Here is a 10415-nt window from a genome sequence, read left to right as displayed (position 1 = left end):
GCCCAAAAGGGCCAGACCTTAGGCGACAGCTTTCTTTTCGATGTCGCGCTTGATCTTCAGGGCCTTGGAAGACAGGGCATCTTCCTTTGCCTTCGCCAGGAACGCATCCAGGCCGCCGAGCTTGTCGACAGTGCGCAGGGCTTTCGCCGCGATGCGCATGCGGAAATTCTGGCCCAGTGCATCGGAATGCAGCGTAACCTGTACGAGGTTAGGGCGGAAAATCCGCTTGGTTTTCATTTGCGAGTGGCTCACATTGTGGCCAGTCATCGGCTTGGTGCCGGTAAGTTCACATTCGCGGGACATGGCCTCGCTCCGAATAGGTCTATAGGGATCTCGAAGGCGCGTCGTTACAGGGCAGATGGCCCCCGTGTCAACTCTGAGGATCAGGCATTTCGGCAGTTTTCCGGTTGCGGGTGTCATCCGCTGTCATACTTGTTGAATGCAAACCCCATCCGAATGAGGCATGATCAGGGCATGGCTGTTCAGGTGGTGTTGGAGAAGACGGGGTATAGGGGATGTTGTAACCTAGTGCTCCGGAAAGGATTCTGGTTCAGATGAAACGCGCTTTCCTTCTTGCCTCTGCTGCAGGACTCGCCCTCGCTGGTTTTTCAGCTGCCGATACGGCCCCAAGCAGTGCGGCCCCCGCTGTCCTTGCCAATGTTAAGGCCGGTGAGGCCACACGCATGGTCTATGAACTGGAGGCGAAAGCCTATGTCCTGTTCATCCCGGCAACCGGCCGGGCCCATTTCGATGTCGAGATGCGCCCCGATACCTACAATATCAAATCACGCGTCAAGGTGACCGGCATCGCCGACTGGTTCGTGAATTACGACATGCACCTGCAGGCCTCCGGCTATACGCGCGGCGACGAGCTGAAGACCTATAATTACGTGTCGCAGAACCGGGACGGTAAAAAGAACCGCCGGGTCAATCTGACAATCACGGATGACGATTTCTCGATGACTGCCAATCCGGTCTTCGGGAATCTGGGCGAACCCCCGGCCACGGTTGAGCAGGTCCTCAAGACGAATGACCCGATTACCGCGCTCATCACATTCGCGCTCGAGCCCCGCGCGCCAGGTGCTGACCCGTGCGGCGGTCCGATCCGTCTGTTCGATGGTCGCCAGCTGACCTATCTGCACCTTGAAAATGCCGGCACGAAACAGATTGATGTGAAGGCTTGGTCTGGTGAAGCCATCGAGTGTCACATCACGATGGAAAAGGTCGCTGGCTACAAGAAGGACAAGTCTGACAATGACAATCTGTCAGGCATCGACGGCCCGCTACGCATGTGGCTCGCACCCCTGCCAAATGGTGCGACCGTTCCGGTGAAAATCCAGGCCGATACAGACAAGATCGGCAAAGTCACCCTTCAAGCCTCGAAACTCTATTTTGAGCCGGTTGTAACATCAGAAGCCGCGCTGAATTCTGACGGCGGCTAAACTCGTTACTTTTCGATGGGCAGGCTTCGCAGCGCATCGATCAGCTCAGACATGTCTTCTGGAAGAGGCGCTTCGAACCGAAGCGCCTCTTTCGTTATGGGATGTACAAAGCCGAGCACAGCGGCGTGCAAGGCCTGACGGGGAAAGGCGCGCGCCGCATTGGTTCCCGCAATGTGCGCATCGCTTTGCCCATGGACTGTAATCCCCTTGTGACGTCCATAAACCGGATCACCAATCAGCGGTGCGCCGATATGCGCCATATGCACCCGTATCTGGTGGGTCCGGCCAGTTTCCAGCTGGCATTCCATCAGCGCCGCTGCAGGCAGCCGAGTGCCCTTGTCTCTGGTCCCGAACGTTTCGAGTGCCCGGTAGTGCGTGACGGCGTTGCGGCCAACACCGCTTTCAGGGTTACGCACCACCGCCATCTTCTTCCGGTCTGCAGTGGACCGGGCGATCGGCATGTCCACCGTACCCGACAATGGCCGCGGCGCGCCGCGCGTCACCGCAAGGTATTTGCGTTCAATATCGTGTTTCTGGAACAGTTCAGACAGGCCGAGATGCGCCGCCTCGGTCTTGGCCGCGACCAGAACGCCGGTCGTCAGCTTGTCGATCCGGTGAACAATGCCCGGCCGCTCTACCCCGCCAATTCCCGAGAGTTGTCCCCGGCAATGATGGAGCAGCGCGTTGACCAATGTGCCGTCCCAGCTGCCGGGTGCCGGGTGGACTGCCATACCGGATGGCTTGTTGATGAGGATCAGGTGCTCGTCCTCAAACAGGACGTCGAGCGGGATGTCTTCCGGGTCTGGTGTTGCAGGAACAGGCTCCGGCAGCTTTATCAGATAGCTGGCACCGGCGATGGCACTGCGCTTCGGGTCCAGCACGGCCTCCCCGTCGAGCGTAACCGCGCCTTCAAGAATCAACGCTTTCACGCGCGAGCGCGACAATTGCTCAGCCTTTGAGGCGAGAAAAGTATCAAGCCGGGTGCCGGTATCGTCCGCAGTAGCAGTAATTTTCAGGGTGTCCATTGTGGCGCTTATAGACGAACTTCCGACTGATCGTCATGCTATTGTCAACAGACCGGACTAGGGGAGGTTCGGAACACGGGAGAGAACCATGACCAAGATCACTCGACGCGGCCTGCTGGGCGCTGCTGCTACCGGAACCCTGAGTGTTGCCGCCTGCGCAACCACGGCTACCAATGTTGCGCCAAAGCCGGCGCCATATGCAGGCGAGGTTGAGTTCCTCCATGGAGTCGCATCCGGTGACCCACTCAGTGATCGGGTCATTATCTGGACCCGCGCCACCCCCAAGACCGGCACTGGCCCGATCCCTGTCTCCTACAGCGTTACCGATCCCGAAAATCCCTCCGCCCCACCTATCACCGGCACAGCTATGGCAACTGCATCGCGAGATTATTGCGTGAAGGTCGACGTTGCCGGGCTCAAGCCGGGCAAGGCCTATTCCTACGCCTTCAGCGTTGCGACCGAAGCGGGCAATGTCGACTCGCCGGAAGGTCGCCTGAAAACAACGGCGCTTCATGGGGACGCCCCCGTGCGCATGGGCGTAGTTTCCTGCTCAAACTGGCAGTTTGGATATTTCAACGCCTATGAAGCGTTGTCGAAGGAAGAAGACCTCGACGTCATTCTTCATCTTGGTGACTATCTGTACGAATATGGCGTGGATGGTTACGGAGCCGAAGTGGCGACCGAGATTGGCCGCGTTCATGATCCGATCACGGAGATGGTCACGCTCTCCGATTACCGGATGCGCCACGCGCAATACAGGAGCGACCCTGCCCTGCAGGCTGCACATGCGCTCGCGCCATGGATTTGCACATGGGATGATCATGAAAGCACAAACAATTCCTATCGGACGGGCGCCCAGAATCACAATCCAGAAGAAGGCGAAGGCGATTGGTCGGATCGCAAACAGGCTGCCATTCAAGCCTACTTCGAGTGGATTCCATTGCGTGAGCCCGCTGCGGGTGAAATCACATCCGCCGTCTGGCGGAGTTTCACCTTTGGCGATGTCGCCACCATCCATGCCCTGGAAAGCCGCCTGACGGGGCGCTCACCCGATGTCAGCTGGTTTGATGCGCTCACCGGCGTTACCGACCAGGACGTCATGATGCAACGCGTCGCCGAGACCCTGGAGACAATCAATGATCCAGCCCGCACCATGCTTGGATCAGAGCAGGAAGCCTGGCTGTCCGGCGAGCTCAAAAGCTCGGTCGAGCGCGGCAAGGCCTGGCAGGTTCTCGCCAACCAGGTCGTGATGGCCCGGACAAAACTGCCGAATTTCCAGGAAACTCTGACGCCTGAACAACTCGCCGCGCAAGACAACGGCTTTGTCCAGACCATGGTTGGCTTTTCAGCGCTGGGCCTGCCATTCAATCTGGATGCGTGGTCCGGGTTCCCTGCTGCTCGCGAACGGCTCTACGCGGGCGCCGCTGCGGCAGATGCGAAACTGATCACACTGGCAGGAGACACACACACGGCCTGGGTGAACACACTCTATGACGCCGAGGGTGGCAAACGCGGCGTCGAGTTCGGGTGCACCTCGATCACTTCACCGGGCACAGGCGCCTACATTAAGGGAATCCCCGATCTGGGCGAACAATTCGCCGACGCAAACCCGGAAGTGAATTGGCACGATCCGTTCAATCGTGGTTACACAATCGTCACCCTGTCGAAGGACACGGCGCGCGCAGAGTATCGCACCGTGTCGAACATCCTGAGCCGAGACTATGCGGTTGAAACGGTAGCTGTGTACGAAACAAGCCAGGAAAATGGCACACTGAGCGATCTGGTAAGCGTCGCCTAGTCGAGGATACCGGCGAGGCTGGAGCGTCCACCGTCCAGCTTCAGCAGCTCGCCGGTAACAATGGCGGCTTCTGGAGAAGACAAGTACCGGGCAGCATCTGCAATTTCATCAGCAATCGCTGCGCGCCCCAAGGGGGTGCGCCGGGTTGTCCAGCTTTCAATACGCTCTTCACGAGGGCGGATGGCGATGATGCCGTTGACGCGTATTTGTTGTTCAGCCAGCTCGACAGCGCCGGCCTTGATGACACCCAGTACGGCAGATTGGGTAATCGTCTCAGTGAACCGTCCTGGCATGGTTGCCATGGCCGAATAGGACAGGACGAACGTGACGGCCCCCTTCTGGCGGATGCGTTCAACACCAGACTCAGGCAGGTCTTCTTGCTCAGAAATCCGTTCGGAAAAGACCTTCAACGCCAAGGCCGCGCCGCGTGTGGCCTTGGCCACCGCCTTGTCGAATTTCTCCTGCGCGAAGTCTTCCAGTGAATCTGCAGCTTCAATATCCGGAATGACGATCAGATTGTCGACTCGGCCAAACGCCTCGACCGCTACGGTTAGCGCGTTGCGCAGACCGAGCCGCGTATGCAACTCACCATGATGGAGCAATACTTCGTCTGGCACAGCGTTACGTGAGGCGGCTATCCGGTCATCAGAAGGGTCAGCCGCGACGACATGATGACCAAACTTGCTGAACCGACGTGCGACAGCGTCTCCAACCTCACGGCCGAGACCCAGGATGACCGTGACGGGCTGAGCCATAGCCCCTAGGCCCTGGTATCTGTTGTTGGATCAGCGACAGGTCGGCTACGCCTTGTGCGGATGTCATCTCCGACCACGGACAGACGGTCGTTCAGCCGGTGTAGCGCTGCCAGAATTTCGGCCAACAAGCGTACGACGATGTAAAGAAAGCCGAGTACAGCCAAACTGGCGACGATACGTCCGATTCCATGGAAGACATGGCCGCTGAAGATCTGTCCCAACCCTGATAGCACAGCGAACGCTGCGGCTATGACGAACAGTATGGCGAGGACGCCCGTAGCCTGTTTGACGGCTCCAAGCGTCATCGCTCTTTCCTGATCAAAAATCTCGCGCATGCGTTTTCCTTATGCCTGCTGAAATTCAGGCTAGGGCACAAAGATGAAGGCGAGGTTTCGAGGCCCTAGCTCGCTTCCAACACGTGAAGCTGTTGCTTGATCTGCAGTTTTTCGCGCTTAAGGCGTTTTAATCGAAGGGCATCTGCCGACGGTCGTTTCTGTTCCTCGTGGATAATCTCGTCGAGTTTGCGGTGCTTGTTGGCGAGCTCATTGATCCGGCCTTTAAGCGACATGGCAGTCTCCTTCTTGCTGTTAAGTTGTTGTGTCTTAACGGCAACAGTAAATCACAAGAGGTTGGGGGCGTCACGGGGGGCGGCCCCCGGAATCGCGCTCAAACGCGTGAATTATTGTTTACCTGCCTGCTGGCTGGTTTTCCTGCGCGCTTTCTGGGCGAACATCGCCTGGTCGGCCAGTGCCAGCAGGCTTTCAGCGTTCTGGCCCACCTGCCATTCGACCACACCACAGGACGCGCCGATCCGGACTCCCGGATGGGCATCATCGCCATCACTCCGCACCACCAGCTGGTCGACTTCATGTGTGAGCTGCTCTGCCTTCAGCCGGCTGTCGTCCACATTGGCCTGCGCCAAAACGATTCCGAATTCATCCCCGCCTAGTCTGCCCACGATATCGGTCTCGCGCGTATGGCGCAGCAACAGCTCCGCGATACGGATCAGCACCTCATCGCCCGCCGCATGCCCGAACACGTCATTGACCTGTTTGAAGTGGTCGAGATCGATATAGATCATCGAAAGCGGTGTTCGGAACCGCGCCGCAAGGGCGATTTCACGCCGGATCTCTCGTTTGAAGGCCCGCCGGTTGAAGACGGGACACAGTGCGTCATTGTCGGCGAGTGAAACCGCCTCATCAAGCGCGTCTCGCAACTCATCTGCGTCTTCGCGCAAAACCAACACTTCATCACAGAGGGCTTCAATGGCGGCGCGGGCCCTGAAATCCAATGCTGACAGGTCAACGCCCAGCACATTCAGCAGTGCCAATCGTTCCGTCGCCTTTGGAGTGTAGAAGTCGTCCGCCATGTCGGAAGGTTAAGCAAATATTACGCCGAGATACAGTCATTCCTGCCGCGTGAGCCAACACGCTGGCAGTTGACGCCGCAACCCGCTTACTTATGTTGCGCGTTTTCCAGCGGCGAGGCTTCCCATGACGGACACAGATTCCCCACAGGTCGGCATTATTATGGGTAGCCAGTCTGACTGGCCAATCATGCGATTGGCCGCTGAGATCCTCGAGGAACTGGGTGTTACGCACGAAACCCGCATCGTGTCCGCCCACCGCACACCTGACCGATTGGTTGAGTATGCAAAATCCGCGCGCGGACGCGGCATGAAGGTCATTATCGCTGGCGCTGGCGGCGCTGCCCATCTGCCCGGCATGGCCGCGTCGATGACCCCCCTTCCCGTGCTTGGTGTGCCAGTTCAGTCGCGGGCCTTGTCCGGCATGGATAGCCTGCTTTCCATTGTCCAGATGCCGAAAGGTGTGCCCGTCGGCACGCTGGCCATCGGTGAGGCTGGCGCGTCGAATGCCGGACTGCTGGCTGCGTCGATCATCGCCCTTCAGGATCCTGTCGTCGCAGACAAGCTGGATGCGTTCCGCCAGGCCCAGACGGACAAGATTGGCGAGTCTCCAGAGGCATGACGATGATCGCGCCCGGTCGCACCATCGGGATACTGGGCGGCGGCCAGCTCGGCCGTATGCTGGCTAGCGCCGCGAACCAGCTTGGCTTTGATGTCCACATTTTTTGCCCGGAAACGGACTCCCCGGCGTCGCGCGGTGCGCGCAAGACTTGGAATGCCGATTACCTCGACGCCGATGCAATGCGTGAATTCGCAAAATCCTGCGATGTCGTCACACTCGAGTTCGAGAACATCCCGGTCGAAGCAACAGACCTGATTGCGTCATGCGGAGTCGCGCTGCATCCCGGGCCCAGATCTCTCGCCATCTCGCAGGACCGCGCCGAAGAGAAGGCATTCCTGAACCGGATCGGCATTCCAACAGCGCCCTACGAAGTCATTGAGTCGGCAGCTGACATTCCTCCTGCCCTGAAGCGTGTCGGGGGCACGGGCGTGCTGAAGACCCGCCGCGATGGATACGATGGCAAGGGGCAGACTTGGGTCCGTGCGGCTGACGAGGCCCAGGCGGCATGGTCCGCCATTGGAGAGGCCCCAGCAGTGCTGGAAGCAGCCATCCCCTTCGAGTGTGAAATTTCAGTCATTGTCGCCCGTTCCAGCGCCGGTCAAACGCTGAGTTGGGCACCCCCACGCAACATGCATGAAGACGGCATTCTGGCCCGGTCGGTCGCGCCATCCGGTCTCAGCAAAGCCGTTGAAACCGAAGCCCGCGAAAAGGCCATGAAACTGGTCGACGCCCTCGACCATGTCGGCGTCCTCGCCCTTGAATTCTTTGTACTTTCAGACGGGACGCTTCTGGCCAACGAGTTCGCCCCAAGGGTTCACAATTCCGGTCATTGGACACCGGAAGCCTGCCAGACAGGCCAGTTCGAACAGCATATCCGCGCCATCTGCGGCTGGCCCCTCGGCGATACCCGCCGCCTCCATGACGCAGAGATGCGAAATCTGATCGGTAATGAAGGCTTGGTTGACCCGACGAAGCTGAACGCCGATGAGACTCTGACCCTGTATGGAAAGAGAGACGCCCGACCCGGCCGCAAGATGGGACACATCACGCGCCGGATTGCCCCCAGAAAGGACTGAATGCATGCTGCTTCCCGTTTCGACCTGGACTGACATCGAAACCTGGCTGAAGACGTCCAAGACCATCGTCATCCCGATTGGCTCCATGGAGCAGCACGGGCCTAATGGTTTCATCGGGACGGATGCGCTGTGCCCTGAAATCATTGCCCACGAAGCCGAAAAGCTAGCGCCGGAGGACATGCTGGTCGGCCCAACCTTCAGTGTCGGCTGTGCCCAGCACCATCTCGGCTTTCCCGGCACGATCACGTTGCGCCCCTCAACCATGATCGCTGCAATGGCGGACTGGACCGAAAGCCTGATGCGGCACGGCTTTGAGCGTATCTACTGGCTGAACGGCCATGGAGGAAACATCGCCACGATTGAAGCGGCCTTCTCTGAAATTCACGCCCGGCGCAGCTTTGACCCGCGCGGCGAGGACAATCGTCACGGCCTGAGTTTGAAACGTCGCGACTGGTGGGATTTCAAATCCGTCATGTCCTTGTGCAACCAGCTCTACCCGGTCGGTCATGGCAGCCACGCCACCGCATCGGAAGTTTCGGTGACATATTACGGCTACCCCGATCATGCCCGCACAGATGTGGAAATGACGCCAAAAATCGCCCCGAACGGCAAGATTGGTGATGCCGTGCAATATCGCCGCGACTTCCCGGATGGCCGTATCGGATCGGACCCCACGCAATCGAATGTGGAAGACGGCGGAAAGATCGTGGCAGCCGCTGCGCAGGCGGTGCTGGACGAGGTACGCCGCTTCTCCGCATAGAGCGGGTCGCTTCTACTTTAGGCCACTGGCCAGACTCGCCGAAGAACGGTATCACGAGGCTCCCGGGAAAGGATCTGTCGCGAAGAATGCTGGACATTCAGAAGCTGGAGAAATCCTTTGGTGAAAAGCGGGCCGTGCAGGGCCTGTCCTTCACCGTAGAAAAGGGAACCGTGCTCGGTTTTCTCGGCCCGAACGGGGCGGGAAAGTCGACCACGATGCGTATGATCGCGGGTGTGTTGGAGCCGGACTCCGGCGACGCCACGATTGACGGCAAGTCAATCGTCTCAGCCCGTCGCGAGGCGCAGGCCGCTTTGGGCTACCTGCCCGAGGGCGCGCCGCTATATGACGACATGACCCCACCAGAATTCCTCGCCTTCATGGCGGCTGCTCGGTCCCTCCCCCGGTCCGAACGTAAATCGGCAATCGAACGCGCCATTGCGGACTCTCGCATTTCCACCGTTTGCGGACAAAGGATCGGATCGCTCTCCAAGGGCTATCGCCGCCGTGTCGGCCTGGCCGGCGCCATCCTGCATGATCCACCAGTCTTGCTGCTGGACGAGCCCACCGATGGCCTAGACCCCAACCAGAAGCGAGCTGTGCGCGCCCTGATCGCGCGTATGGCGCCGCGCAAGGCGATTGTCATCTCCACGCACACGCTGACCGAAGTTCCGGCCATGTGTACCCGCGCCATTGTTGTGGATCGCGGCCGTATTGTTGCCGACGAGACGCCCGAAGGCCTGTTGAAGCAATCTGCAGATGGCACGCTTGAAAGCGCGTTTACGCGGCTAACCGACCAGGCAGAGGCCGAATCCGCATGAACCGGTTCCGTCAACAATTCGACAGTTTCCTGCCGACCTTCCGGCGCGAGCTTGGCGCATACTTCGCAACACCTATGGCCTATGTTTTCCTCGCCGTGTTCCTGCTCTCTATTGGCATGTTCACATGGGAGGCCGCCCGCTTCTTCGATACAGGCACTGCAGACCTGTCCCCGTTCTTCGTCTGGCATCCCTGGATCTACATGATCTTCCTGCCAGCGCTCGCCATGCGCCTCTGGGCAGATGAAACCAGTGCCGGAACCGACGAGCTGCTGCTTTCCCTGCCCCTCGGCATGCCGGGCCTGGTGCTGGGAAAGCTCTGCGCCGCATGGACCGTCGCGGCTGTCGGGCTGGTCCTGACGCTACCGATGTGGATCACCGTCAATTATCTCGGCAATCCGGACAATGCTGCCATCGCGCTGACCTATTTTGTCAGCCTTCTGATGGCTGGCTCCTACCTCTCCATTGGGGCCGCTATCTCCGCCCTCACCCGCAGTCAGGTCACCGCCTTTGTTATGAGTGTTGTCGTGGCCTTCGTGTTCACAGCCGCTGGATGGCCCCTCGTCTTGTCCGGTGTGAAGAGCCTGTTCGGCGCGGGCCTTGCCGACCTGGTGGCCCAATTCTCATTCCTGTCGCATTTTGAGGCTGCGCAGCGCGGCGTGCTGGAATTGCGGGCCGTTCTGTTCTTCGTCGGCTTCATGACGCTGTGGACCATCCTCAACGGCCTGTGGGCATCTCGTCAGAGGCTCGGCTGAC

13 protein-coding genes are annotated in these 10415 nt (G+C 59.3%); 7 read left to right on the top strand and 6 right to left on the bottom strand.

All coding sequences use genetic code 11. The features are described 5' to 3' along the window. Positions 1-18: 18 nt before the first annotated feature. Positions 19-303, bottom strand: coding sequence for a 50S ribosomal protein L28 (gene rpmB, locus B2344_RS03600; protein ID WP_034817354.1), 285 nt, complete (start codon positions 301-303; stop codon positions 19-21). A 251-nt stretch (positions 304-554) separates the two neighbouring features. Here rpmB and B2344_RS03595 point away from each other — a divergent pair, with 251 nt between their 5' ends. Continuing rightward, positions 555-1442: a DUF3108 domain-containing protein gene (locus B2344_RS03595; protein ID WP_206991848.1), complete on the top strand. Its 888-nt coding sequence runs from the start codon at positions 555-557 to the stop codon at positions 1440-1442. Positions 1443-1447: 5 nt separating this feature from the next. On the opposite strand, the gene B2344_RS03590 is transcribed toward B2344_RS03595, so the two are convergent. Beyond that, positions 1448-2467 (bottom strand): RluA family pseudouridine synthase, encoded by a 1020-nt coding sequence (locus B2344_RS03590; protein ID WP_206991847.1) that lies wholly within the window; start codon positions 2465-2467, stop codon positions 1448-1450. 88 nt (positions 2468-2555) lie between these two features. Here B2344_RS03590 and B2344_RS03585 point away from each other — a divergent pair, with 88 nt between their 5' ends. After that, positions 2556-4265, top strand: coding sequence for an alkaline phosphatase D family protein (locus B2344_RS03585; RefSeq protein WP_290484679.1), 1710 nt, complete (start codon positions 2556-2558; stop codon positions 4263-4265). Here the strand turns inward: B2344_RS03585 and B2344_RS03580 are convergent. The 4 genes from B2344_RS03580 to B2344_RS03565 all read right to left on the bottom strand — a co-directional run bounded on the left by B2344_RS03580 (position 4262) and on the right by B2344_RS03565 (position 6389). Next, positions 4262-5020, bottom strand: a complete 759-nt coding sequence (locus B2344_RS03580) for an SDR family oxidoreductase (protein ID WP_206991845.1) — start codon at positions 5018-5020, stop codon at positions 4262-4264. The two genes, B2344_RS03585 and B2344_RS03580, sit on opposite strands and share 4 nt — an antisense overlap. A 5-nt stretch (positions 5021-5025) precedes the next feature. Continuing rightward, on the bottom strand, positions 5026-5355 hold the full coding sequence (locus tag B2344_RS03575) for a hypothetical protein (protein ID WP_290484678.1): 330 nt from the start codon (positions 5353-5355) through the stop codon (positions 5026-5028). A 65-nt stretch (positions 5356-5420) separates the two neighbouring features. Continuing rightward, positions 5421-5588, bottom strand: a complete 168-nt coding sequence (locus B2344_RS03570; RefSeq protein WP_034817340.1) for a YdcH family protein — start codon at positions 5586-5588, stop codon at positions 5421-5423. 111 nt (positions 5589-5699) lie between these two features. Then, positions 5700-6389: a GGDEF domain-containing protein gene (locus tag B2344_RS03565; RefSeq protein ID WP_290484677.1), complete on the bottom strand. Its 690-nt coding sequence runs from the start codon at positions 6387-6389 to the stop codon at positions 5700-5702. Between the two features lie 124 nt (positions 6390-6513). On the opposite strand from B2344_RS03565, the gene purE reads away from it, so the two are divergent. The 5 genes from purE (at position 6514) to B2344_RS03540 (ending at position 10414) form a co-directional block, all read left to right on the top strand. Then, entirely contained in the window at positions 6514-7008 is a 495-nt protein-coding gene (gene purE / locus B2344_RS03560) for a 5-(carboxyamino)imidazole ribonucleotide mutase (RefSeq protein WP_290482357.1), read from the top strand. Continuing rightward, positions 7005-8084 (top strand): 5-(carboxyamino)imidazole ribonucleotide synthase, encoded by a 1080-nt coding sequence (locus B2344_RS03555; RefSeq protein ID WP_206991841.1) that lies wholly within the window; start codon positions 7005-7007, stop codon positions 8082-8084. The genes purE and B2344_RS03555 overlap by 4 nt, the downstream gene beginning before the upstream one ends. Positions 8085-8088: 4 nt before the next feature. After that, entirely contained in the window at positions 8089-8844 is a 756-nt protein-coding gene (locus tag B2344_RS03550) for a creatininase family protein (protein WP_206991840.1), read from the top strand. A gap of 86 nt (positions 8845-8930) precedes the next feature. After that, positions 8931-9662 (top strand): ABC transporter ATP-binding protein, encoded by a 732-nt coding sequence (locus tag B2344_RS03545; RefSeq protein ID WP_034817328.1) that lies wholly within the window; start codon positions 8931-8933, stop codon positions 9660-9662. Next, complete coding sequence (locus tag B2344_RS03540; protein ID WP_051608033.1) at positions 9659-10414, top strand: ABC transporter permease subunit; 756 nt, start codon at positions 9659-9661, stop codon at positions 10412-10414. The genes B2344_RS03545 and B2344_RS03540 overlap by 4 nt, the downstream gene beginning before the upstream one ends. Position 10415 lies beyond the last annotated feature (1 nt).

The organism is Hyphomonas sp. UBA3195 (assembly GCF_002366485.1).
Classification (GTDB): Bacteria; Pseudomonadota; Alphaproteobacteria; order Caulobacterales; family Hyphomonadaceae; genus Hyphomonas.
Note: the sequence above shows the minus strand (reverse complement) of the source record. Positions and strands in the feature narration are given on the sequence as shown.

Excerpts from the sequence above, each read along its gene's own strand:
- rpmB (WP_034817354.1), bottom strand. The coding sequence starts at position 303 with ATGTCCCGCGAATGTGAACTTACCGGCACCAAGCCGATGACTGGCCAC.
- B2344_RS03595 (WP_206991848.1), top strand. The coding sequence starts at position 555 with ATGAAACGCGCTTTCCTTCTTGCCTCTGCTGCAGGACTCGCCCTCGCT.
- B2344_RS03590 (WP_206991847.1), bottom strand. The coding sequence starts at position 2,467 with ATGGACACCCTGAAAATTACTGCTACTGCGGACGATACCGGCACCCGG.
- B2344_RS03585 (WP_290484679.1), top strand. The coding sequence starts at position 2,556 with ATGACCAAGATCACTCGACGCGGCCTGCTGGGCGCTGCTGCTACCGGA.
- B2344_RS03580 (WP_206991845.1), bottom strand. The coding sequence starts at position 5,020 with ATGGCTCAGCCCGTCACGGTCATCCTGGGTCTCGGCCGTGAGGTTGGA.
- B2344_RS03575 (WP_290484678.1), bottom strand. The coding sequence starts at position 5,355 with ATGCGCGAGATTTTTGATCAGGAAAGAGCGATGACGCTTGGAGCCGTC.
- B2344_RS03570 (WP_034817340.1), bottom strand. The coding sequence starts at position 5,588 with ATGTCGCTTAAAGGCCGGATCAATGAGCTCGCCAACAAGCACCGCAAA.
- B2344_RS03565 (WP_290484677.1), bottom strand. The coding sequence starts at position 6,389 with ATGGCGGACGACTTCTACACTCCAAAGGCGACGGAACGATTGGCACTG.
- purE (WP_290482357.1), top strand. The coding sequence starts at position 6,514 with ATGACGGACACAGATTCCCCACAGGTCGGCATTATTATGGGTAGCCAG.
- B2344_RS03555 (WP_206991841.1), top strand. The coding sequence starts at position 7,005 with ATGACGATGATCGCGCCCGGTCGCACCATCGGGATACTGGGCGGCGGC.
- B2344_RS03550 (WP_206991840.1), top strand. The coding sequence starts at position 8,089 with ATGCTGCTTCCCGTTTCGACCTGGACTGACATCGAAACCTGGCTGAAG.
- B2344_RS03545 (WP_034817328.1), top strand. The coding sequence starts at position 8,931 with ATGCTGGACATTCAGAAGCTGGAGAAATCCTTTGGTGAAAAGCGGGCC.
- B2344_RS03540 (WP_051608033.1), top strand. The coding sequence starts at position 9,659 with ATGAACCGGTTCCGTCAACAATTCGACAGTTTCCTGCCGACCTTCCGG.